This is a genomic window from Arthrobacter paludis, from assembly GCF_056782315.1.
On record NZ_JBXAEW010000006.1, the window covers coordinates 49,737 to 72,989 of the forward strand.

The 23,253-nt window shown below is 71.0% G+C and carries 14 protein-coding genes and 1 pseudogene; 2 read left to right on the plus strand and 13 right to left on the minus strand.

What is annotated here, in order from left to right; all coding sequences use genetic code 11:
* Positions 1–22 precede the first annotated feature (22 nt).
* The 4 genes and pseudogenes from rpsG to rpoB form a co-directional block, all read right to left on the minus strand.
* Positions 23–490, minus strand: a pseudogene (gene rpsG / locus AC1Q5D_RS06605) (30S ribosomal protein S7); the annotation flags it as partial.
* Positions 490–864: a 30S ribosomal protein S12 gene (gene rpsL / locus AC1Q5D_RS06610; protein ID WP_481737784.1), complete on the minus strand. Its 375-nt coding sequence runs from the start codon at positions 862–864 to the stop codon at positions 490–492. The pseudogene rpsG and the gene rpsL, both read right to left, overlap by 1 nt.
* A 436-nt stretch (positions 865–1,300) precedes the next feature.
* Positions 1,301–5,191, minus strand: a complete 3,891-nt coding sequence (locus AC1Q5D_RS06615; protein WP_481737785.1) for a DNA-directed RNA polymerase subunit beta' — start codon at positions 5,189–5,191, stop codon at positions 1,301–1,303.
* 122 nt (positions 5,192–5,313) lie between these two features.
* The gene (gene rpoB, locus AC1Q5D_RS06620) at positions 5,314–8,820 is read right to left on the minus strand and encodes a DNA-directed RNA polymerase subunit beta (protein WP_481737786.1); all 3,507 of its coding nucleotides are present in this window, start codon (positions 8,818–8,820) and stop codon (positions 5,314–5,316) included.
* Between the two features lie 365 nt (positions 8,821–9,185).
* Here rpoB and AC1Q5D_RS06625 point away from each other — a divergent pair, with 365 nt between their 5' ends.
* Both AC1Q5D_RS06625 and AC1Q5D_RS06630 read left to right on the plus strand, forming a co-directional pair.
* Positions 9,186–10,376, plus strand: coding sequence for an acetyl-CoA C-acetyltransferase (locus tag AC1Q5D_RS06625; protein ID WP_481737787.1), 1,191 nt, complete (start codon positions 9,186–9,188; stop codon positions 10,374–10,376).
* Positions 10,373–10,855, plus strand: coding sequence for an aminoacyl-tRNA deacylase (locus AC1Q5D_RS06630; RefSeq protein WP_481737788.1), 483 nt, complete (start codon positions 10,373–10,375; stop codon positions 10,853–10,855). The genes AC1Q5D_RS06625 and AC1Q5D_RS06630 overlap by 4 nt, the downstream gene beginning before the upstream one ends.
* Before the next feature lie 18 nt (positions 10,856–10,873).
* Here the strand turns inward: AC1Q5D_RS06630 and AC1Q5D_RS06635 are convergent, their stop codons facing one another.
* From AC1Q5D_RS06635 to AC1Q5D_RS06675, 9 genes are all read right to left on the minus strand, one after another.
* Complete coding sequence (locus tag AC1Q5D_RS06635; RefSeq protein WP_481737789.1) at positions 10,874–12,061, minus strand: acyltransferase family protein; 1,188 nt, start codon at positions 12,059–12,061, stop codon at positions 10,874–10,876.
* A gap of 196 nt (positions 12,062–12,257) precedes the next feature.
* On the minus strand, positions 12,258–12,635 hold the full coding sequence (rplL, locus tag AC1Q5D_RS06640; protein WP_481737790.1) for a 50S ribosomal protein L7/L12: 378 nt from the start codon (positions 12,633–12,635) through the stop codon (positions 12,258–12,260).
* Positions 12,636–12,698: 63 nt separating this feature from the next.
* The gene (gene rplJ, locus AC1Q5D_RS06645; RefSeq protein ID WP_481737791.1) at positions 12,699–13,262 is read right to left on the minus strand and encodes a 50S ribosomal protein L10; all 564 of its coding nucleotides are present in this window, start codon (positions 13,260–13,262) and stop codon (positions 12,699–12,701) included.
* Positions 13,263–13,840: 578 nt separating this feature from the next.
* A complete protein-coding gene (locus AC1Q5D_RS06650) occupies positions 13,841–14,986 on the minus strand; it encodes an N-acetyltransferase family protein (protein WP_481737792.1) in 1,146 nt (381 codons plus the stop codon).
* 83 nt (positions 14,987–15,069) lie between these two features.
* Positions 15,070–16,356: an MFS transporter gene (locus AC1Q5D_RS06655; RefSeq protein WP_481737793.1), complete on the minus strand. Its 1,287-nt coding sequence runs from the start codon at positions 16,354–16,356 to the stop codon at positions 15,070–15,072.
* Positions 16,311–17,069: a respiratory nitrate reductase subunit gamma gene (gene narI / locus AC1Q5D_RS06660; RefSeq protein ID WP_481737794.1), complete on the minus strand. Its 759-nt coding sequence runs from the start codon at positions 17,067–17,069 to the stop codon at positions 16,311–16,313. The genes AC1Q5D_RS06655 and narI overlap by 46 nt, the downstream gene beginning before the upstream one ends.
* A gap of 1 nt (position 17,070) precedes the next feature.
* Positions 17,071–17,790 (minus strand): nitrate reductase molybdenum cofactor assembly chaperone, encoded by a 720-nt coding sequence (narJ, locus tag AC1Q5D_RS06665; RefSeq protein WP_481737795.1) that lies wholly within the window; start codon positions 17,788–17,790, stop codon positions 17,071–17,073.
* Positions 17,787–19,457, minus strand: coding sequence for a nitrate reductase subunit beta (gene narH, locus AC1Q5D_RS06670; RefSeq protein ID WP_481737796.1), 1,671 nt, complete (start codon positions 19,455–19,457; stop codon positions 17,787–17,789). Before narH ends, narJ begins: the two co-directional genes overlap by 4 nt.
* Positions 19,457–23,215, minus strand: a complete 3,759-nt coding sequence (locus tag AC1Q5D_RS06675; RefSeq protein ID WP_481737797.1) for a nitrate reductase subunit alpha — start codon at positions 23,213–23,215, stop codon at positions 19,457–19,459. The genes narH and AC1Q5D_RS06675 overlap by 1 nt, the downstream gene beginning before the upstream one ends.
* Positions 23,216–23,253 lie beyond the last annotated feature (38 nt).

Below are 23,253 nucleotides of genomic sequence, written 5' to 3' on the forward strand. Positions count from 1 at the left end.
CGCCATCTCCCCCCACCAGTTGCCAACGGTAGTGGGCGAAGGCCTTGTTGGACTCGGCCATCTTGTGCGTGTCTTCGCGGCGCTTCACAGCGGCACCGAGACCGTTCGACGCGTCGAGGATCTCGTTCTGGAGACGGTCGATCATCGTCTTCTCGCGGCGGGCCTTGGAGTAGCCCACCAGCCAGCGCAGGGCCAGCGCGGTGGCGCGGCCGGGCTTGACCTCGACCGGGACCTGGTAGGTGGCGCCACCGACGCGGCGGGACTTGACCTCGAGGGCCGGGCGGACGTTGTCCATGGCCTTCTTCAGGGTCTGGACCGGGTCGGAGCCGGTCTTCGCCTGGGCGCCGGCGAGGGCGCCGTAGACGATGCGCTCGGCCGTGGACTTCTTGCCGTCGACCAGGACCTTGTTGATCAGCTGGGTGACGAGCGGCGACCCGTAGACGGGGTCGGAGACGAGGGGGCGCTTCGGCGCGGGACCCTTACGAGGCATTACTTCTTCTCCTTCTTGGCGCCGTAGCGGGAGCGGGCCTGGCCACGGTTCTTCACGCCCTGGGTATCGAGGGCGCCACGGACGATCTTGTAGCGAACGCCCGGCAGGTCCTTCACTCGGCCGCCGCGCACGAGCACGATGGAGTGCTCCTGCAGGTTGTGGCCGACGCCCGGGATGTAGGCCGTGACCTCGACGCCGCCGGCGAGGCGCACGCGGGCGACCTTGCGGAGGGCGGAGTTCGGCTTCTTCGGGGTGGTGGTGTACACGCGGGTGCACACGCCACGGCGCATGGGGTTGCCCTGCAGGGCGGGGGCCTTGGTCTTGTTGACCTTCGGCGAGCGGCCCTTGCGGACCAGCTGCTGAATAGTAGGCACTATCGTGTCCTCCGGTTTCTGGGTTCTGCCTCGACTCGGTTCCGCTCACCGCGGGGCCGGGACGCTGCCTTGCTCGTTTCTCGCAGCGTCCGCGGCAAAAGTCCGTAGGCGTGCAAAAGTGTGGCATACGTTGCGCAACTTCCCCGCAACCCGGACCGTGTCCCTATTGCCACACACAAAACAATTGATCCTAGGGTATCACGCGCGGCCCGGCTCCTCCGATTCCGCGGAGCCCCAGGCCCCTCCCCCGGCGCCGGGGCGCGCCCGGCGCGCCGCTGACTAGGCGGGGGACGACGGCGGCGGCGCCGGTCCGTGTCCGACCCCACAGGGGGAACCCCGCGGGCCCACGGCCGGGACCCCGCGGGGCCCGCAGCCGGGAACGCCGCGGGGCGGCACCGGATCGGTGCCGCCCCGCGGGTGGTGTGACGTTCCGGGGCTACCGGAAGTCGTTGCCCAGGTCGTAGTCGTCCATCGAGATGGCCTGGAACTCCGGCGCGCTGCCGGGCTCCATGCCCTCGTAGTCGAACCCGGTGAAGGCGCTCGGGCCGGTGAAGAGGTTCGCCTTGGCGTCTTCCGTCGGCTCGACCGTGACCTGCGTGTAGCGGTCCAGGCCGGTGCCGGCCGGGATCAGCTTACCGATGATCACGTTCTCCTTCAGGCCCAGCAGCGCATCGGACTTGCCCTCCATGGCCGCCTGCGTCAGGACGCGGGTGGTCTCCTGGAAGGACGCGGCCGACAGCCACGAGTCCGTGGCCAGCGAGGCCTTCGTGATGCCCATGAGCTCGTCGCGGCCGGACGCCGGCTTCTTGCCCTCGGAGACCGCGCGGCGGTTCTCCTGGGTGAAGCGGGACCGGTCGGCCAGCTCGCCCGGCAGCAGGTCGGTTTCGCCCGACTCGATGACCGTGATGCGGCGCAGCATCTGGCGGACGATGACCTCCACGTGCTTGTCGTGGATGCCCACGCCCTGCGACTGGTAGACGTCCTGGACCTCGCGGACCAGGAACTTCTGGGCCTCGCGGGGGCCGAGCACGCGCAGCACCTGCTTCGGGTCGATCGCACCCGCGACCAGCTGCTGGCCGACGCCCACGTGGTCGCCGTCGGCGACGAGCAGGCGCGCACGGCGCAGCACCGGGTACGCGATGTCCTCGGAGCCGTCGTCCGGGGTCACCACGACGCGCAGCTGCTTCTCCGCGTCCTCGATGGTGATGCGGCCGGCGACCTCGGAGATCGGGGCCACGCCCTTCGGGGTGCGGGCCTCGAAGAGCTCCTGGATACGGGGCAGACCCTGCGTGATGTCCTCGGCCGAGGCGACGCCGCCGGTGTGGAACGTACGCATGGTCAGCTGCGTGCCGGGCTCGCCGATCGACTGGGCCGCGATGATGCCGACGGCCTCGCCGATGTCCACCAGCTTGCCGGTGGCCAGGGAGCGGCCGTAGCACAGCGCGCAGGTGCCGACGGCGGACTCGCAGGTCAGCACGGAGCGGACCTTGATCTCCGTGACGCCCGCGTTGTACAGCTCGTCGATCAGCACGTCGCCGACGTCGGCGCCGCCCTGGGCCAGCACGTTGCCCTCGGCGTCGGTGACGTCGGTGGCGAGCGTGCGGGTGTAGGCGGAGTTCTCGACGGTCTCGTGCTTGCGCACGGTGCCGATCTCGTCCACGGACGCGATCGGGACGGTCAGGCCCCGCTCGGTGCCGCAGTCGGCCTCGCGCACGATCACGTCCTGCGACACGTCCACCAGACGACGGGTCAGGTAGCCCGAGTTGGCGGTCTTCAGCGCGGTGTCCGCGAGGCCCTTACGGGCACCGTGGGTCGCGATGAAGTACTCCAGCACCGACAGGCCCTCGCGGTAGGAGGACTTGATCGGGCGCGGGATGATCTCGCCCTTCGGGTTGGACACCAGGCCACGGATACCGGCGATCTGGCGCAGCTGCAGCCAGTTACCACGGGCCTTGGAGGTCACCATGCGGTTGATGGTGTTCAGGCTCTCCATGCCCTCGCGCATCGCCGCGGCCACCTCGTCGGTCGCCTTGGTCCAGATGTCGATCAGCTCGGCGCGGCGCTCGTCGTCGGCGATCAGGCCCTTGTCGTACTGGGCCTGGACCTTCAGCGCCTGCTCCTCGTAGGGGGCCAGGATGGCGGTCTTGTCCATGTTCGACGTGATGTCGGAGATGGCCACGGTCACGCCCGAGCGGGTCGCCCAGCGGAAGCCGGCGTCCTTCAGGTTGTCCAGCGTCGCCGCGGTGACCGTCTTCGGGTAGCGCTCCGCGAGGTCGTTGACGATCTCGGACAGCGCGTCCTTGCCGGCCACGTGCTCCACCCACGGGTAGTCCGCGGGCAGCGTCTCGTTGAACATCACCTGGCCGAGCGAGGTCTCGAGCAGGGCCGGCTGGCCCTCCTCCCAGCCCTCGGGCGCGGGCTGCTCGTCCGAGGGGACGAACCCGGAGACGCGGATCTTCGCGACCGCGTTCAGGTGCAGCTCGCCGGCGTCCAGGGCCATGATGGCCTCGGCGGCGGAGGAGAACTCGCGGCCCTCGCCCAGCGCGCCCGGACGCTTCGTGGTCAGGTGGTGCAGCCCGATGATCATGTCCTGCGAGGGCAGGGTCACGGGACGGCCGTCGGAGGGCTTCAGGATGTTGTGCGAGGACAGCATCAGGATGCGGGCCTCGGCCTGGGCCTCCGGCGACAGCGGCAGGTGCACGGCCATCTGGTCGCCGTCGAAGTCGGCGTTGAACGCGGCACACACGAGCGGGTGCAGCTGCAGGGCCTTGCCCTCGACCAGCTGCGGCTCGAACGCCTGGATGCCCAGGCGGTGCAGCGTCGGCGCGCGGTTCAGCAGCACCGGGTGCTCGGTGATGATCTCCTCGAGCACGTCCCAGACCTGCGGGCGGTAGCGCTCGACCATCCGCTTGGCGCTCTTGATGTTCTGCGCGTGGTTCAGGTCCACGAGCCGCTTCATCACGAACGGCTTGAACAGCTCCAGCGCCATCTGCTTGGGCAGGCCGCACTGGTGCAGCTTCAGCTGCGGGCCGACGACGATGACCGAACGGCCGGAGTAGTCGACGCGCTTGCCGAGCAGGTTCTGGCGGAAGCGGCCCTGCTTGCCCTTGAGCATGTCGGAGAGCGACTTCAGCGGGCGGTTGCCCGGGCCGGTGACCGGGCGGCCGCGGCGGCCGTTGTCGAACAGCGAGTCGACGGCCTCCTGGAGCATGCGCTTCTCGTTGTTCACGATGATCTCGGGGGCCCCGAGATCGAGCAGGCGCTTCAGGCGGTTGTTGCGGTTGATCACGCGGCGGTACAGGTCGTTCAGGTCGGAGGTCGCGAAGCGGCCGCCGTCCAGCTGCACCATCGGGCGCAGCTCCGGCGGGATCACCGGAACGGCGTCCAGGACCATGCCCAGCGGCGAGTTCTCCGTCGTGAGGAACGCGTTGACGACCTTGAGGCGCTTCAGGGCGCGGGTCTTGCGCTGGCCCTTGCCGTTGGCGATCGTGTCGCGCAGCATCTCGGCCTCGGCGTCGAGGTCGAAGGTCTCCAGGCGCTTCTGGATGGCCTCGGCGCCCATGGAGCCCTCGAAGTACAGGCCGTACTTCTCGCGCAGCTGGCGGTAGAGGCCCTCGTCGCCCTCGAGGTCGGCGACCTTGAGGTTCTTGAAGCGGTCCCAGACCTGCTCGAGGCGGTCGAGCTCGGCGTCGGAGCGCTTGCGGATCTGCGCCATCGTCTTGTCGGCGAGGTCGCGGGCCTTCTTCTTGTCCGCGGCCTTGGCGCCGTCGGCCTCGAGCTGCTCGAGCTCCTTCTCGAGGTCGCGGGCGACCGCGGCGATGTCGGCGTCGCGCTCGTCGCCGAGGCGCTTCTTCTCCAGGTCGTGCTGGGCCTGCAGGTTCGGCAGCTCCGCGTGGCGGCGCTCCTCGTCGACCGACGTGATCATGTAGGCCGCGAAGTAGATGATCTTCTCGAGGTCCTTCGGCGCCAGGTCGAGCAGGTAGCCGAGGCGCGAGGGCACGCCCTTGAAGTACCAGATGTGCGTGACGGGGGCGGCGAGCTCGATGTGGCCCATCCGCTCGCGGCGCACCTTGGCGCGGGTCACCTCGACGCCGCAGCGCTCACAGATGATGCCCTTGAAGCGCACGCGCTTGTACTTGCCGCAGTAGCACTCCCAGTCGCGGGACGGGCCGAAGATCTTCTCGCAGAAGAGCCCGTCCTTCTCCGGCTTGAGGGTGCGGTAGTTGATGGTTTCCGGCTTCTTGACCTCGCCGTAGCTCCAACCGCGGATCTCTTCCGCGGTCGCGAGGCCGATGCGCATGTGGCCGAAGGAGGAATCGCTGGACATGTGGTCCCTGTCTCTCTCTCGTGGAATCTCAGAAGTCTTGTCGCGGGCCGGTGGCCCGCTGGGGCTGTGGAGGATGGGGGACGACGGCGGGGCCCGGCGACTGGCCGGGCCCGCCGTCGCGGCTAGACCTCCTCGACGGAGCTCGGCTCGGCCCGCGAGAGGTCGATGCCGAGTTCCTCGGCGGCCCGGAAGACTTCCTCGTCCGAGTCACGCATTTCAATCGCGCTGCCGTCCGTGGAGAGGACCTCCACGTTCAGGCACAGCGACTGCATTTCCTTGATGAGCACCTTGAAGGACTCGGGGACGCCCGGCTCGGGGATGTTCTCGCCCTTGACGATCGCCTCGTAGACCTTCACGCGGCCGTGGATGTCGTCCGACTTGATGGTCAGCAGCTCCTGGAGGGTGTAGGCCGCGCCGTACGCCTCCAGGGCCCACACCTCCATCTCGCCGAAGCGCTGGCCGCCGAACTGCGCCTTACCGCCCAGCGGCTGCTGGGTGATCATCGAGTACGGGCCGGTGGAGCGCGCGTGGATCTTGTCGTCGACCAGGTGGTGCAGCTTCAGGATGTACATGTAGCCGACCGAGACCGGGTCCGGGAACGGCTCGCCGGAGCGGCCGTCGAACAGGCGGGCCTTGCCGGAGTTGTCCACCAGGCGCACGCCGTCGCGGGTCGGGTTCGTGTGGTCGAGCAGGCCGCGGATCTCGCCCTCCTCGGCGCCGTCGAACACCGGGGTCGCGACCGTGGTCGGCCCGGACTCGCGCGGCAGGTTCGGCAGGTTCGAGACCCACTCGGGGGCGCCCTCGATCTTCCAGCCCTGCTTCGCGGCCCAGCCCAGGTGGATCTCCAGGACCTGGCCGACGTTCATGCGGCCCGGAACGCCCAGCGGGTTCAGGATCACGTCGACCGGGGTGCCGTCCTCGAGGAACGGCATGTCCTCGACCGGCAGGATCTTGGAGATGACGCCCTTGTTGCCGTGGCGGCCGGCGAGCTTGTCGCCGTCCGTGATCTTGCGCTTCTGCGCCACGTACACGCGGACCAGCTGGTTGACGCCCGGGGGCAGCTCGTCGTCGTTGTCCCGGTCGAAGATCCGCACGCCGATGACCGTGCCGGACTCGCCGTGGGGCACCTTGAGGGACGTGTCGCGGACCTCGCGGGACTTCTCGCCGAAGATGGCGCGCAGCAGGCGCTCCTCCGGGGTCAGCTCGGTCTCGCCCTTGGGGGTGACGCGGCCGACCAGGATGTCCCCGGCCTCGACCTCGGCGCCGATGTGGACGATGCCGCGCTCGTCGAGCTGCGACAGGACCTCCTCGGAGACGTTCGGGATGTCCCGGGTGATCTCCTCGGCGCCCAGCTTGGTGTCGCGGGCGTCGACCTCGTGCTCCTCGATGTGGATCGAGGTGAGCACGTCGTCGGAGACCATGCGCTGCGAGAGGATGATCGCGTCCTCGAAGTTGTGGCCCTCCCAGGACATGAACGCGACGAGCAGGTTCTTGCCCAGCGCCAGCTCGCCCGTGTCGGTGGACGGGCCGTCGGCGATGATGCTCTGGTACTCGACGCGGTCGCCCTCGGAGACGCGCACGCGCTGGTTGTAGGCGTTGCCCTGGTTGGAGCGGGCGAACTTCATGACCGGGTAGTGGGTCTCGGTGCCGTCGTCGTTCAGGACGGTGACCAGGTCCGCCGAGACCTCGGAGACCACGCCGCCCTGGTCGGACGTGATGGAGTCGCCGGCGTCGACCGCCACGTACTTCTCCATGCCGGTGCCGACCAGCGGGGCCTCGGACTGCAGCAGCGGCACGGCCTGGCGCTGCATGTTGGCGCCCATGAGCGCGCGGTTGGCGTCGTCGTGCTCCAGGAACGGGATCAGCGCGGTGGCCGCGGAAACCATCTGGCGCGGGGAGACGTCCATGTAGTCGATCTCGGCCGGCTCGACGAGCACGGGCTCGCCGCCGCCGCCGCGCTCGCGGCAGAGGACCAGGTCCTCGGCGAAGCGCAGGTCCTCGGTCATCGGCGCGTTCGCCTGGGCGATGATCGCGTCGAGCTCCTCGTCCGCGGTCAGGTAGTCCACCTGGTTGGTGACCTGGCCGTCGACGACCTTGCGGTACGGGGTCTCGATGAAGCCGAAGGAGTTGATCCGGCCGTAGGTCGCGAGCGAGCCGATGAGGCCGATGTTCGGGCCTTCAGGGGTCTCGATGGGGCACATGCGGCCGTAGTGCGACGGGTGGACGTCGCGGACCTCCATGCCGGCGCGGTCGCGGGACAGGCCGCCCGGGCCGAGCGCGGACAGGCGGCGCTTGTGGGTCAGCCCGGCCAGCGGGTTGTTCTGGTCCATGAACTGCGACAGCTGGGAGGTCCCGAAGAACTCCTTGATCGCGGCCACGACCGGGCGGATGTTGATCAGGGTCTGCGGCGTGATGGCCTCGACGTCCTGGGTGGTCATGCGCTCGCGGACGACGCGCTCCATGCGGGACAGGCCGGTGCGGACCTGGTTCTCGATGAGCTCGCCGACGGCGCGGATGCGGCGGTTGCCGAAGTGGTCGATGTCGTCGACCTCGACGCGGACGTCGACCTCCTCGCCGTCGCGGACGCCCTTGACGGTGCGCTCGCCCGCGTGGAGGGCCACGAGGAACTTGATCATGGCGACGATGTCGTCGTTGTCCAGCACGGACGCGTTGGGTGCGTCCAGCGGCTTGTCGACGCCGACCTTGCGGTTCAGCTTGTAGCGGCCGACCTTGGCGAGGTCGTAGCGCTTCGGCTCGAAGTAGAGGTTGCGCAGGAGCGCGTCGGCGGCGTCGACCGTCGGCGGCTCGCCCGGGCGCAGCTTGCGGTAGATGTCCAGCAGCGCCTCTTCGCGCGTGTTCGTGCCGTCCTTCTCGAGGGTGGCGCGGATCGAGTCGTACTCGCCGAACTCCTCGAGGATCTGGGACTCGGTCCAGCCGAGGGCCTTGAGCAGGACGGTGACGGACTGCTTGCGCTTGCGGTCGAGGCGGACGCCGACCTGGTCGCGCTTGTCGATCTCGAGCTCGAGCCACGCGCCGCGGGACGGGATGACCTTCGCGGTGAAGATGTCCTTGTCGCTGGTCTTGTCCGGCGTGCGCTCGAAGTAGGCGCCCGGGGAGCGGACCAGCTGGGAGACGACGACACGCTCGGTGCCGTTGATGATGAACGTGCCCTTGTCGGTCATCAGCGGGAAGTCGCCCATGAACACGGTCTGCTGCTTGATCTCGCCCGTGTTGTTGTTCATGAACTCGGCCTTGACGTACAGCGGCGCCGAGTAGGTCGCGTCGCGGTCCTTGCACTCCGCGATCGTGTACTTCGGGTCGGCGAACTCCGGCTCCGAGAAGCTCAGGGACATCGTCTCCTGGAAGTCCTCGATCGGGGAGATCTCCTCGAAGATCTCGGACAGGCCGGACGTGCCCGCGACGGACTTGTCGCCCTCGGCCGCGGCGCGCTGGAGGCGGGCCTTCCACCGCTCGTTGCCGACGAGCCAGTCGAAGGACTCGGTCTGGAGGGCCAGCAGGTTCGGGACGTCCAGCGGCTCGGGGATCTTCGAGAAAGAGAGTCGGCCGGCCGCTTCAGCGGTGCGGGCCGAGCTAGCGGTTTGGTTGTTAGAGGTGCTCGAGGCGACCAAGATGGATCCTTCCACAGACCGTCAGGTTTCCGGCGCCCGCCCCCTGTCCCGGGGCAGCCCGGAACGACACCTGGAAAATCGAACCCACCGCTATATGAAGGCCGACGGCAAAAGAGGGAAGACGCAAAGCTCCATACTACCACCGCTCTCCTACCATGTCGAACACCCCGGTGACAAGCGGTCCTTGGCGGAGTGTCGCCCGGCGCGGGGCCCGCGCGACCGGCGGCACCCCTCCCCCGGACCCTCCCCCTCCGGGTTCCGGACCCCCGGAAAACCGGCCCCCACCTCCTGTGACGGGCTTCACGCTAGGCTGGAGGCATCCGCCGACCGACCGCCATCCGATCCGTGAAAGCGAGCAGCACGCCATGCCATCACCCCGCGACGCAGTCATCGTCTCCGGCGCGCGCACGCCGTTCGGCCGCATCAAGGGCCAGTTCGCGTCGCTCACCGCCGTCCAACTCGGCGCCGCCGCGATCGCCGGCGCCCTCGAGCGGGCCCGGGTGCCCGCGGCGGCGGTCGACGCCGTCGTCATGGGCCACGTGGTCCAGGCCGGCTGCGGCCAGAACCCGGCCCGCCAGGCGGCCATCGCCGCCGGCATCGGGTGGGACGTGCCCACCGTGACCGTGAACAAGGTGTGCCTGTCCGGGCTCGCGGCCGTCACGGACGCCGCACGCATGGTCCGCCTCGGCGAGGCCGACGTCGTCGTCGCCGGCGGGCAGGAGTCCATGACCAACGCACCGCACCTGCTGCCGGGCAGCCGTTCCGGCTGGACGTACGGCAGCTTCACGGCTGTCGACGCGGTGGCCCACGACGGATTGACGGACGCGTTCGACGGCGAGTCCATGGGCGCCAGCACGGAGCGGCGCAACGCGGAGCTCGGCATCGGGCGCGCGGAGCAGGACGAGGTCGCCGCCGCGTCCCACCGCCGCGCCGCGGAGGCCACGGCCTCCGGCGTCTTCGCGGAGGAGATCGTCCCCGTCTCCGTGCCGCAGCGCAAGGGCGGGCCGCGCATCGTCGCCGAGGACGAGGGCATCCGGCCGGACACCAGCGTCGAGTCGCTGTCCGGGCTGCGCGCCGCGTTCGCGCAGGACGGTACCATCACGGCCGGGAACTCGTCCCCGCTCTCCGACGGCGCCGCGGCACTCGTCGTCGCCTCGCGCGAGTACGCCGAGGCCCACGGGCTCGCGGTACTGGCCACGATCGGCGAGCCGGGGCAGGTCGCGGGCCCGGACACGTCGCTGCACTCCCAGCCGTCCAACGCCATCCGGGCCGCCCTCGCCCGCGCCGACTGGTCCACGCACGAGCTGGACTTCGTGGAGATCAACGAGGCGTTCGGCGCGGTCGCCTGCCAGTCGCTCGCGGACCTGGACTACCCGCTGGAGCGGACGAACCTCCACGGCGGGGCCATCGCGCTGGGCCACCCGATCGGCGCCTCGGGCGCGCGGCTTGCGCTGCACGCGGCGCTGGAGCTCGCCCGTCGGGGCTCCGGCCGCGCGGCCGTGTCGCTGTGCGGGGGCGGCGGGCAGGGTGAGGCGCTGCTGCTGGAGCGGGCGTGACGGATGACGGCGGCGCCGGGCTGGAGCGCTTCCGGGCCGACGCGGCCGCCCGCGGCCTGGACGTCGAGGTGGTCCCGCGCCCCCGCGCCCGCAGCCTGGAGGAGGCCGCGGCGCTGCTCGGGATCGAGCCGTCGCGGATCGTCAAGACGCTGGTGGTGCGCCACCCGGACGGCAGCTACCTGTTCGTGCTCGTGCCTGGCGGGCGGGCGATCTCCTGGCCGAAGCTGCGCGCGGTGCTGGGCGTGAACCGGGTGTCGATGCCCGACGCCGACGCGGCGTTCGCGGCGACGGGCTTCCGCCGCGGCACGATCACGCCGCTGGGCTCCACGACGCCGTGGCCGGTGTACGCGGACGCGACGGTCGCGGGCCGGGTCTCGCTCGGGGCCGGGGACCACGGGCACTCGGCGTTCGTCGAGTCCGGGGCCCTGCTCGCCGCGCTGGAGGCGGAGGTCGCCGACCTCACGGAGCCGGAGGGCTGAGCGCGCCCGCCGCCCCGGCTAGCCCCGCGCCGCCGACTGCAGGTCGCGGGCCGCGGCGGGCCGGTCGGCCGGCTCCGCGGGCGCGTCCTGCCCGCGGACGATCCGGGAGTCGAGCAGCCGCGTCGTGGCCCGGCCGAGGCGCCGGCCGTAGGGCTTCTCGACGAAGCGGTGGACCAGGTAGGCCGCCGCGAAGACGACGGTGAGGCCGATGGCCAGCACGGCCCCGCGGGGCAGCTGCGGGCTCAGCAGGTCGATGATCCACCAGCCCCACAGCTGGTGCAGCAGGTACAGCGGGTAGGTGAGGGCGCCGGCCAGGGCCATGCCCGGCACGCGGGCCCGGTTCAGCGGGGTGAGCGTGAGCAGGCAGACGAGGGCGAAGATGCCCACGACGATCCCCCAGTAGACGGGCGGTGCCACCTCGTAGCCGACCAGTTCCACGGCCTCGCGGCTGCCCGTGACGCCCGTGTGGTGCGCGGCGAGCCCGACGTTGAGCGCGAGGACCGCCCAGCGCAGCGGGGTCTGCCCGAAGCGGTGCATCAGGAAGACCACCATGCCGCCGGCGAAGAGGGGTGCGTGCTCGGAGACGAGCACGACCTCGATCATCTCGCCGGGCAGCAGGCTTCCGACGACGCCGGCCACGGGCCAGACCGCGGCGAAGGCGAGCAGCCGGCGCGGGGTCTGCCAGCCGAGGACCATGAGGAGCAGCACGAGCAGGTAGAAGCGCATCTCCGCCCACAGGGTCCAGTAGACCCCGTCGATGTTGGCGTTGCCCGTGGCGCCCTGGAACATGGTGAGGTTCACGAGCCAGTCCCACGGGGTCAGGCGGTCCCCCACCTGCGGCCAGATGAGGAAGACGAGCGCCCCGGTGGCCGCGACCGCGACCCAGTAGGCCGGGTAGAGGCGGCCCACCCGGGAGCCGACGAACTGCGCGGGGCGCTTGCCGTAGCTGGAGAGCAGGATGACGAAGCCGCTGATGATGAAGAACAGCTGCACGCCCATGTTGCCGAACAGGCTGAACCGCGAGAGCACGGGCCAGGCGTCCTTGGCGGGCTCCACGCCCCAGTTGCCGTGGTGCCACGCGGTCCAGTGGTAGAGGACGACGGCGACCGCGGCCAGCAGGCGCAGTCCATCCAGCAGGGCGAGACGGGACCGGGCCCGCGGGGACTGCGCTGCCGCGACGGGCTCAACGCGCGTCTCGAGTGCCATGCACGCCTTTCCGCCCGGCGCCGCGCGTGGGCGGTCCCCGGGACCCTTTGTTACCGTCTCGTGATCTTCCAGCGTATCCGATCACGATTCGGGCGTCCACGGACCCCGGGGCGGCGACGCGGCCCGGCCCGCCCCGGACACGGAAACGCCCCGTCCACCACGGGGGTGGACGGGGCGTGCCCTGCAGCGCGGAAGGCTACTTGACGGTCACCGAGGCGCCGGCGCCCTCGAGAGCTTCCTTGGCCTTGTCGGCGGTCTCCTTGTTGACGCCCTCGAGGACGGCCTTCGGAGCGCCGTCGACGAGGTCCTTGGCCTCCTTCAGGCCGAGCGAGGTCAGCGCGCGGACCTCCTTGATGACGGCGATCTTCTTGTCGCCGGCGCCCTCGAGGACGACGTCGAACTCGGTCTGCTCCTCGGCGGCAGCGGCCTCGCCGCCGCCGGCCGGGCCGGCCACGGCCACGGCGGCGGCCGTGACCTCGAACTTGTCCTCGAAGGACTTCACGAACTCGGAGAGCTCGATGATGGACATCTCGCTGAAAGCATCCAGGAGCTCTTCGGTGGTGAGCTTCGCCATGTTGGCGTCCTTTCCATGGGGCGGCGCGTGCGCGCCGCGAGTTTGTGGGGTGGTGAAGCGGCCTTAGGCCTCTTCGGTGGCCTCGGCAGCGGGGGCTTCCTCGGCGGGGGCCTCGGCGGCGGCCTCGGCCGGAGCCGCGCCACCCTCCTCTTCGCGCTTGGCGCGCAGGGCCTCGATGATGCGGGCCGCGGCGGAGGCCGGGGCCTGCAGCACACCGGCCACGCGGGCCAGCTGGTGCTCGCGGGACTCCAGGGCCGCCAGCGCGGCGACCTGCGCCGCGTCCATGGCCTTGCCCTCGAAGTAGCCGGTCTTGATGACCAGCTGCTTGTTGTCCTTGGCGAAGTCCGTCAGGCTCTTGGCCGCGGCCACCGGGTCGCCCTTGATGAAGGCGATGGCGGTCGGGCCGGACAGCTGCTCATCGAACGCGTCGATGCCGGCTTCCTTGGCTGCGATGCCGGTCAGGGTGTTCTTCACGACCGCGTACTTGGTCTCGTTGCCAAGGGCGCGGCGCAGTTCCTGGAGCTGCGCAACAGAGAGCCCGCGGTATTCGGTCAGGACAGCGGCGGACGACTCCTTGAAGTCGGCGGTGATTTCCTCAACAGCGGAAACCTTGCTCGGCGTTGCCATAACCCTCCTTCCGGGGATCGGTAGTGCCGGTGGTTCCGGTCCGGGGCCAGGTGGCCCGCGCCCACAAAAAACGCCCCGCGCAGATGCACGGGGCGTGTGGCGCCATCCGGCCGATGCCGGGGCGACAAGCGTTCGTCCACCTGCGTAGGCCGCCCTGTGAGGGACTTTCGGATGGTTTTCCCGTGACGGACACGGGGAGACATCGACCGACGGTCTTAGGTGCGTCCATCGTAGCCCGGACCGGGCGCGGCGGCCAAATCGGCAGCGGACGAACGAAACCGGGCCGTTCACCGCCGCTTGGGGGACAGCGGGAACGACCCGGCTTCCGCCACGGTGCGGCTTGGGGGATCGCACCGTGGCCTTCTTCGCTCCGGAGGCGCTTGGGGGACACCTCCGAGGCGGGACGCGTCATGCGCGTCACGGCATTCTCGATACCGCTGCACATATCGTATCAGCCCACAGTCCCCGTGCAACAACTTCTGCAAACTCTTTAATGCGGATGGGCGATACGGGATTCCGCGCCCGCTTCCCCGCCCCGACGGCGGTGTTTGCGCCGCCCGCGAGGGGACGCATCGGCCCTAGTCAGCCTCGGGCGTCGACGGACGGCCGCGGTTTGAACCAGCGGCGTCCAGCGACAGTTCCCACAGGGCCTCGGAGTGCGCGGGGCGGAAGCCGAGGGCGGCGTTGATGTCCAGCATCGGCCCGTTCTCCTCGGCGTTCCAGGTGTAGACGCGCCGCACCCCGGGTGCCGCCTCCCGCAAGCGCCCCAGGTTGGCACGCTTGACGCGAAGTCCGAGGCCGTGGCCGCGGTGGCCCGGCAAGACCAGCGTGTCCTCCTGGTCCGCGACGCCGGGCAGGACGCCGTAGGCCAGCACCGTGAAGGCCACCAGCGACCCGGAGGGGCCGACGGCGCACGTTTGCACGAGCCGCTCGCCCCGCTCCCGCCGACGGGACTCCGCCGTGCGCAGGCGGCCGCGGTCCCACGCGGACGGCTCCCAGACCATTCCCCCGGCCGGCGGATCGGTGTCCATGCGCTCCATGAGCCGGCAGTACGCGTCGACGTATTCCTCCGGGACGTCGTCGCCCCACCCGACCAGCCGGTACCCGTCGTCCGCGGCGTCGCGCCGGGGCCCACCCGTCGGCCGCGCGCCCGGGGAACCAGTGCCGCCCCCGGGGACAGGGGCGTCCGGCGCATCGAGGTCGAGGCGGCTGAGCCGCTCCACCTGCTGCAGGACGGCCCCGAGGCCCTGGGCGAACCGCGTGGCGGGATGGTCGGCGGGGACGGCCCCGGCGCCCCCGGCGGGGCGCACTCCCCCGCCGGCGGGCGGGGGCCGGTAGGTCACGAAGGACGCGATGCGGGCACAGCCGTTCCCGCGCGCGTGCTCCGCGAGCCGGGCCACCAGCCGCGAACCGACGCCGCCCCCGCGCTGCCCGGGCGCCACGGCGACGTCCACGGAGAGCAGGTCGGCGTTCTCGGCCAACGAGCGCCGCCCGTGCGCGGCCCCGACGACGCGCCCATCCCGGACGGCTGCGAAGAGGACGGAGGACCCGTACCGGCTCGGCGACCACGTCGCCAGACGCCAGCCCGGGCCCCACGCGAGGTCGGAGTGGCCGAGCTCCGCGGCGGTGGCGGCGTCCAGGAGCGAGGCGCAGTCCCGCGCCCGGGCGCGCTCGGGCCCACCCGCGTCCCACGGGCGGTCGACGGCGACGATCTCCACGGGCACGGCCCACTCCCCCGACTGATTGGCGTTTCCCAATGAGACTACGTCGGGTGGTTCGGCCCGTCAACGGGCGCCCCGGGGCCGGCTCAGCGCACCGGCCCCGCCCCGGCGGGCGCCGTGCGGGGGCGTCCCTTCAGCAGCAGCGTCACCGCCAGGGCCGCCCCCGCCGTGATCGCCAGCAGGAGCAGGCCGATCCCGTAGCTGTTCGTCACGGGGTCGTACGTGGCCCCCATGACCATGGGCGGGAGGTACCCGCCGAAGCCGCCGGCGGCGCTGACGATCCCGGCCACGGACCCGACGCTGCCGGCCGGGGCCGCGGTTCCGACCCACCCGAACACGCCGCCCGCCCCGAGCCCGAGGGCCGCGGCCATGGCCAGGAACGTGGCCCCGGTCGCGATCTCCGGGCGCGGCTGGGCCATGACGACCAGGGCCAGCACCGCCACGGCGGCCAGCGAGAACGCGACGACGGGCTTGGGTCCGACCCGGTCGGCGAGGGTGCCCCCGACGGGCCGGGCGATGACCGCGGCCAGCGCGAACCCGGCCGTGCGGGACCCGGCGGCCGTCGGGTCCATCTCGTAGATGTCGCGCAGGTAGGTCGGCAGGTAGGCGCAGAAGCTGACGAACCCGCCGAACACGACCGCGTAGAGGAAGCACAGCTGCCAGGTCACCGGCAGGCGCAGCGCCGCGGCGAGCTTCGGAACAACGGGCTCGGTCACGGGCCGCCACGCCGGGGCGTCGCGCATGGTGAACCAGACGACGGCGGCCATCGCCAGGACGAGGCCCGCCACGAACAGGTGGGTTGCCAGGTAGCCGATGGCCTGGACGAGCCGGGGCATCAGGAACGCGGCCAGGGCCGTGCCGCCCATGCCCATCCCGAACACGCCCGTGGCGAAGCCGCGCCGCTCCGCCGCGTACCAGGCGGAGACGAACGGGACGCCGCACGCGAAGATCGAGCCCGCCACGCCGAGGAAGAACGCCACGACGAGCAGCATCGCGTACGAGCCGACGGACCCGGCGACGGCCACGAGCACGACCGGCGGCAGCGTCGCACACAGCACGCCGGTGAAGACGGCCCGGCCGCCCAGCCGGTCGGTCAGGGCCCCGACGACGATCCGCCCGAGCGAGCCGACGAGGATCGGCATCGCGACCAGGACGGACACCGCCGTCGCCGACAGGTCCAGCTCGAGCGTGTAGCGGGTGGCCAACGGGGAGATGACCATCCACCCCCAGAACCCGATGGTGGACGCGATGGTCGCGAGCGCGAGGTTGTAGGCGGCGGATCCCCCGGCCTTCGGGCGCCGCCCCGCGCCGCGCCCCGCCGGGGCGCTCACCGGCCCTCCCGGGACCGGTCCGCCGTCCCCACGCCGGCCCATCCCCGGCGCACCGGGACGCTGCTCTGGTGGGCGTCCCGCGAGCGGTACACGATGTACGGCCGGAACAGGTAGTGCAGCGGCGCCGTGAACGCGTGGACCAGGCGCGTGAACGGCCAGATCGCGAACAGCAGCATCCCGACGAGCGTGTGCAGGTGGAAGCTGAACGGCGCGGCGGCCATGGACGCGATGTCCGGCTGGAAGATGAACAGGGAACGGAACCAGGGCGAGACCGTCTCGCGGTAGTTGTGCCCGTGGTCGCCCAGGAACACGGACGCGAGCGTGGTCCACAGGCCGAACACGATGGCCGCGAAGAGCACGACGTACATGAGCTTGTCGTTCTTCGTGGTGGCCATGAAGACCGGCCCGGTCGTACGCCGCCGCACGATCAGCAGGACCATGCCCACGAGCGTGCCGAACCCGGCCACGCCGCCGACGAAGAGCGCGTTGAAGTGGTAGAAGTCCTGGCTCATGCCCACGGCGTCGGTCCACGACTTGGGGATCACGAGCCCGAAGAAGTGGCCGGCGACGACGGCGAGGATCCCGAAGTGGAACAGCGGCGAGGCGATCCTCAGGAGGCGCGACTCGTAGAGCTGGCTGGACCTGGTGGTCCAGCCGAACTGGTCGTAGCGGTAGCGCCAGATGGAGCCCCCGACCAGGACCACCACCATGACGTAGGGCAGCACGCCCCACCACACGATGTCCCAGACGGCCATGTCACCCTCCCCTTGTCGTGTCCGTCAGCGGCAGCAGCCGCGCGTCGTGCGGGTCCAGCCCGACGCTCTCCTGGGGCGGCCCGGCCCCCGCCAGCTCCATGACCGCCTGGCGGTCCCGCGGCGACGGCCCGGGCAGGGTGGCGCACGCCGCGGCCACGAGCGGCCCGTAGGGGCTGTCCTCCTCCTCGAGCGCGATCCGCAGCAGCTCCAGCCCGGGCCGGTACTCGAGCAGCAGGTCCCGCCCGGCGTCGTCGTGCGCCGCGTACTCGAGGACCATCGGCAGGTAGTCGGGCAGCTCGCCGTCCGGGGTGACGAACAGCCCGCTGTGGCGGTAGGCCCGCTTGAAGCGGGCCAGGACCTCGCCGCGCCGGCGCGTGTCCCCGTCCGTCCAGTAGGACAGGTGCAGCGCGTGCCGGCGCGTGAAGTCGAACGTCTCCACGTAGGCGGTCTCCAGCTCGCGCGCGGGCGTCGCCTCGAGGTGGGCGAGGAAGCCGACGACGGCGGCGCGCGCGCCCGCGGGCCACCCGTCAGGTGGCGGCTCCGGTGCCGGCGGGGCCCCGAGGAGGCGCTCGCGCAGGGTGGGCCGCGGCGTGGAGCCGGCCCGCGCGGGGGCGCCGCCGTCGTCCTCCGCCAGGGTCCGCATCAGCGGCACCTGCGCCAGCAGGCGGGCGTCCGGGTAGCACAGGCAGGCGGAGACCACCTGGTACAGGGTCCGGCTCATGCCCGGTCCCCCTCGCGCCGCGGCGGGAAGAGCCCGTCCGGGTTGCCGTTGCCGTCCCAGTTGAGCAGGTTCACCCGGCCGCGCATGGACCATTCCCCGGCCGGCTCGTCCGAGGTCTGCCGCGCCTGCAGGGCGTAGAAGTTCTCGATCGCCACCGGAGTCGGCGTCCCCGAGGCCTCCCCGAACGGCGAGTCCTCGTACATGCCCGGGCCCTCGTCGAAGTCCAGCGAGCAGCCCATCTCCTCGAGGTCGTGCGCCTGCTCGACGTGGGCCTTCGGGATGACGTAGCGCTCCTCGTACTTGGCGATGGCCATCAGCCGGTACATCTCGTACAGGGCCTCCCCGTCCATGCCGACGCTTTCCGGGATCGAGTCGTCCGGGTCCTGCCCGAGCGTGATGCCGCGCAGGTAGGAACGCATCGCCGCGAGCCGCTTGAGCACCCCGTCGACCACCGCGGTGTCCCCGGCCGTGAACAGCTCCGCCAGGTACTCGACCGGGATGCGCAGGGACTCGATCGCCCCGAACAGGTTGCCGTGGTCCTCCGCGTCGTGGCCCTGCTCCTTGAGCAGGTCGGAGATCGGGGACAGCGGCGGGACGTACCAGACCATCGGCATCGTCCGGTACTCCGGGTGGAGCGGCAGCGCGACCCGGTACTCCTTGGCCAGCTTGTACACCGGCGAGCGCCGGGCGTGCTCGAGCCAGTCGTCCGGGATCCCCTGCTCGCGGGCCGCGGCCTGCACGGCCGGGTCGTGGGGGTCCAGGATCACGTCGAGCTGGGCCTCGTAGAGGTCCGTCTCCTCCGGGGTGGAGGCCGCCTCCGTGACCCGGTCGGCGTCGTAGAGGAACAGGCCCAGGTAGCGCAGGCGCCCCACGCACGTCTCCGAACACACGGTCGGCAGCCCGATCTCCACGCGCGGGTAGCAGAACGTGCACTTCTCGGCCTTGCCGGTCTTGTGGTTGAAGTAGATCTTCTTGTAGGGGCAGCCCGTGACGCATTGGCGCCAGCCGCGGCAGCGGTCCTGGTCCACGAGCACGATCCCGTCCTCGACCCGCTTGTAGATGGCCCCCGAGGGGCAGGAGGCCATGCAGGACGGGTTGAGGCAGTGCTCGCAGATGCGCGGCAGGTAGAACATGAAGGTCTTCTCGAAGTCGAACTTGATCTTGTCGTTCGACTCCTGCCGGACCTTCTCCACGAGCGGGTCCAGGTGGCCCATCTCGGCGGCGCCCGCGAGGTTGTCGTCCCAGTTCGCGCTCCAGGTGACCTTCGTGTCCTCGCCGGTGATCAGCGACTTGGGCCGGGCCACGGGGAAGTCGTCCCCCAGCGGCGCGTCCACCAGGGTCTTGTAGTCGTAGGTCCACGGCTCGTAGTAGTCCTTGAGCTCGGGCTGGACCGGGCTCGCGAAGATCCCGAAGAGCTTGGCCACGCGGCCCCCGGCCTTGAGCTTGAGCCGGCCGCGCCGGTTCAGGGTCCACCCGCCCTTCCACCGCTCCTGGTCCTCGTAGCGGCGCGGGTAGCCCTGGCCGGGCCGGGTCTCCACGTTGTTGAACCAGACGTACTCCGTGCCGGCGCGGTTGGTCCACGCCTGCTTGCACGTCACGGAGCACGTGTGGCAGCCGATGCACTTGTCCAGGTTCATCACCATGCCCATTTGGGCCATAACGCGCATCAGTAGGTCACCTCCTGGCTGCGGCGGCGGATGGTCGAGACCATGTCGCGCTGGTTTCCGGTCGGTCCGAGGTAGTTGAACGCGTAGGACTGGTGGGCGTAGCCGCCGATCAGGTGCGTCGGCTTGACCAGCAGCCGGGTCACGGAGTTGTGGATGCCGCCCCGGCGGCCCGTCGCCTCCGACTTGGGGACGTCGATCGTGCGCTCCTGCGCGTGGTAGACGTAGGCGACGCCAGCCGGCATCCGGTGGCTGACGATCGCCCGGGCCACCAGCACGCCGTTGGCGTTGACGCATTCGACCCAGTCGTTGTCGGCGACGCCGATCGCCCCCGCGTCCCCCGGAGCCATCCACACGGTCGGCCCGCCCCGCGAGAGGGAGAGCATGAACAGGTTGTCCTGGTACTCGGAGTGGATGGACCACTTGCTGTGCGGGGTCAGGTACCGCACGGTGATCTCGAGGTTCCCGTCCGGGCCCAGCTTGGGTTCGCCGAAGAGGCGGTGCATGTCCAGCGGCGGCCGGTAGAGGGGAAGCTGCTCGCCGACGTCGCGCATCCAGTCGTGGTCCAGGAAGAAGTGCATCCGCCCGGTCAGCGTGTGGAAGGGCTTGAGCCGCTCGATGTTCACGGTGAACGGGGCGTAGCGCCTCCCGCCGGTCTCCGACCCGGACCACTCAGGGCTCGTGATCACCGGCTGCGGGGCCTGCTGCGTCATCGGGAACGTGATGCGCTTCTCCTCCGACCCCTCGGCCAGGTCGACGAGCCGGCGGCCGGTCCGGCGCTCCAGGTCGCGGAACCCCTGCACGGCGAGCTGGCCGTTCGTGGTGCCGGAGAAGGACAGGATGGCCTCGGCCAGCTTCGCGTCGGTGTCGATGGCCGGGCGCCCGGCGGCGGGCCCGTAGGGCATCACGCCGTGGAGGTGCCCCAGCCGCTCGACCTCCCCGCGCACCTTGTAGGTGACGTTCTTGACGGTGAAGCCGAGCCTGTCAGCGAGGGGGCCGACGCTGGCGAGCTTGTCGGCGATCGCCGTGTAGTCCCGCTCGACGACCTGGAAGTTCGGCATGTTCACGCCGGGCACGCCCGGAATGTCGGTGCCGCGCCAGTCCGGGACCCCGCCGCCGGGCTGCGCGAGCTGGCCGGGCGTGTCGTGCTGCATCGGCGTGGCCACGAGGTCCTTCACGGTCCCCAGGTGGGTGCGCGCCTGCTTCGAGAGCTCGCGGGCGAGCAGGTGGAACGCCTCGAAGTCCGTCTTGGCCTGCCACGGCGGGTCGATCGCCGGGCTGAACGCATGGACGAACGGGTGCATGTCCGTCGAGGACAGGTCGTGCTTCTCGTACCAGGTGGCGGCGGGGAGGACGACGTCGGAGAGCAGGGTCGTGCTCGTCATGCGGAAGTCCGCGGAGACCAGCAGGTCGAGCTTGCCCTCCGGCGCGTCCTCGTGCCAGGCCACGGTCCGGGGCCGCTGCTCCGACTCCCGGGTGTCCTCCCCCAGCACGTTGTGGTGCGTGCCCAGCAGGTTGCGCAGGAAGTACTCGTTCCCCTTCGCGGACGAGCCGAAGAGGTTCGAGCGCCACAGCACCAGGGTGCGCGGCCAGTTCTCCGGTGCGTCCACGTCCTCGATGGCCTGGCGCAGCCGCCCGGACTTCAGTTCGTCGGCCACGAACCGGGCCGCGCTCTCCGCCGTGCCGCCGTTGACGGCGGTCTCGGCGCGCTCGGCCACGGAGAGCGGGTTCTCCGAGAACTGCGGGTAGAACGGCATCCAGCCCAGGGCGGCGGAGGAGGCCATCGCGTCGGCGGTGTGCACGCCGTCGAGCGACCCCTCGGACAGCGGGGACTTCAGGGCGTCGGCGGAGTAGCCGTCCTGGCGCCACTGGTCGGTGTGCATGTACCAGTAGCCGGTCCCGATCATGGTGCGCGGCGGCCGGGACCAGTCCAGGGCGTTCGCCAGGGACACCCAGCCGGTGATCGGCCGGCACTTCTCCTGCCCGACGTAGTGGGCCCAGCCGCCCCCGTTGCGGCCCATCGCCCCCGTGAGGATCAGCAGCGAGAGGATGGCCCGGTACGTCGCGTCGCCGTGGAACCACTGGCAGATGCCCGCGCCCATGATGATCATCGACCGGCCGCCGGACACCTCGGAGTTGTGCGCGAACTCCCGGGCGATGCGGATGCACGCCTCGGCCGGGACCGAGGTGATCTCCTCCTGCCAGGCCGGCGTGTAGGCGGTGCCTGCGTCGTCGTACCCCTGGGCCCACTCCCCCGGGAGGCCCTCGCGGCCGACCCCGTACTGGGCCAGCATGAGGTCGAACACGGTGGTGACCTTCCGGCCCCCGACCTCCAGCACCGGAACGCCGCGGCGCAGGACCGATCCGGCGCCGGACGGGTCGTCGAAGGCGGGCAGCCGCACGGCCTCGCCCGTGGCGCCCTCCCGGCCGAGCAGCGTCAGGACCGGGTCGATGTCCCCGAGGTCCAGGTTCCACTTGCCCTCGTCCTCCGCGTTGTAGCGGAACCCGAGGGAGCCGTTCGGGACGGCCGGCTCCCCGGTGGCCCGGTCGAACAGGACGGTCTTGAATGCGGCGTCGGCCCCGCCCGTGCCCAGGTCCGCGGCCGTGAGGAACTTGCCCGGCACCAGCCCGCCGCCGTCGGCGTGCTCGGTCAGGGTGACCAGGAACGGCAGGTCCGTGTACCGCGACACGTAGTCGGTGAAGAACGGGACCTGCCGGTCCACGAAGAACTCCTTGAGCAGCACATGCCCCATGCCCATCGCCAGGGCCGCGTCCGTGCCGGCCTGCGCGGGGAGCCACTCGTCCACGAACTTCGTGTTGTCCGCGTAGTCGGGGCTGACGCCGACCACCTTCGTGCCGCGGTAGCGGACCTCCGCCATCCAGTGCGCGTCCGGGGTCCGGGTCACGGGCACGTTGGATCCCCACATCAGCAGGTAGGTCGCGTCCCACCAGTCGCCGGACTCCGGCACGTCGGTCTGGTCGCCGAAGACCTGGGGACTGGCCACCGGCAGGTCGGCGTACCAGTCGTAGAAGCTGGTCATCACGCCGCCGATGAGCTGCATGAAGCGGGTGCCGACGCAGTGGCTGACCATCGACATGGCGGGGATGGGAGAGAAGCCGGCGCAGCGGTCGGGGCCGTAGGTCTTGATCGTGTTCACGTGGGCGGCCGCCGCGATCTCGACGGCCTCCGCCCAGCTCGTCCGCACCAGGCCGCCCTTGCCCCGCGCGGACTGGTAGGCGCGCCGCTTCTCCGGGTCCGCGGCGACGTCCGCGAACGCCAGGACCGGGTCGCCCAGCCGGTGCTTGGCCTCCCGGTACAGGTCCAGCAGCACCCCGCGCACGTACGGGTAGCGGACCCGCGTGGGCGAGTACGTGTACCAGGAGAACGCGGCCCCGCGCGGGCAGCCGCGCGGCTCGTACTCGGGCCGGTCCGGGCCCACCGACGGGTAGTCGGTCTGCTGCGCCTCCCAGGTGATGATCCCGTCCTTGACGTAGACCTTCCACGAGCACGAGCCCGTGCAGTTCACCCCGTGGGTGGAGCGCACCACCTTGTCGTGGCTCCATCGGTCCCGGTAGAACGAGTCGCCCTTCCGCCCTCCCTCGCGGTAGACGGCGCGGCCGTCGTCGCTCTGCTCCCACCGGGTGAAGAAGCGTCCGAGCTTGAGCATCGCGTCCGTGCCCGGCCCGTCCGGCCCGGCGGCGCGGCGCCCCTCCCCCGCCGTGGATCCGTTCGAGTCCCCTACCGTGGAATCCGTGGTCATGGCCACACCATAGGCCCCCTGTCCGCCCCAAACTAGGG

Bases quoted from the DNA above. Each gene is read 5' to 3' on its own strand.
- AC1Q5D_RS06675 (WP_481737797.1), bottom strand. From the start codon at position 23,215: ATGACCACGGATTCCACGGTAGGGGACTCGAACGGATCCACGGCGGGG.
- AC1Q5D_RS06615 (WP_481737785.1), bottom strand. From the start codon at position 5,191: ATGTCCAGCGATTCCTCCTTCGGCCACATGCGCATCGGCCTCGCGACC.
- rplL (WP_481737790.1), bottom strand. From the start codon at position 12,635: ATGGCGAAGCTCACCACCGAAGAGCTCCTGGATGCTTTCAGCGAGATG.
- narI (WP_481737794.1), bottom strand. From the start codon at position 17,069: ATGGCCGTCTGGGACATCGTGTGGTGGGGCGTGCTGCCCTACGTCATG.
- narH (WP_481737796.1), bottom strand. From the start codon at position 19,457: ATGCGCGTTATGGCCCAAATGGGCATGGTGATGAACCTGGACAAGTGC.
- rplJ (WP_481737791.1), bottom strand. From the start codon at position 13,262: ATGGCAACGCCGAGCAAGGTTTCCGCTGTTGAGGAAATCACCGCCGAC.
- AC1Q5D_RS06625 (WP_481737787.1), top strand. From the start codon at position 9,186: ATGCCATCACCCCGCGACGCAGTCATCGTCTCCGGCGCGCGCACGCCG.
- AC1Q5D_RS06635 (WP_481737789.1), bottom strand. From the start codon at position 12,061: ATGGCACTCGAGACGCGCGTTGAGCCCGTCGCGGCAGCGCAGTCCCCG.
- AC1Q5D_RS06655 (WP_481737793.1), bottom strand. From the start codon at position 16,356: ATGGGCCGGCGTGGGGACGGCGGACCGGTCCCGGGAGGGCCGGTGAGC.
- narJ (WP_481737795.1), bottom strand. From the start codon at position 17,790: ATGAGCCGGACCCTGTACCAGGTGGTCTCCGCCTGCCTGTGCTACCCG.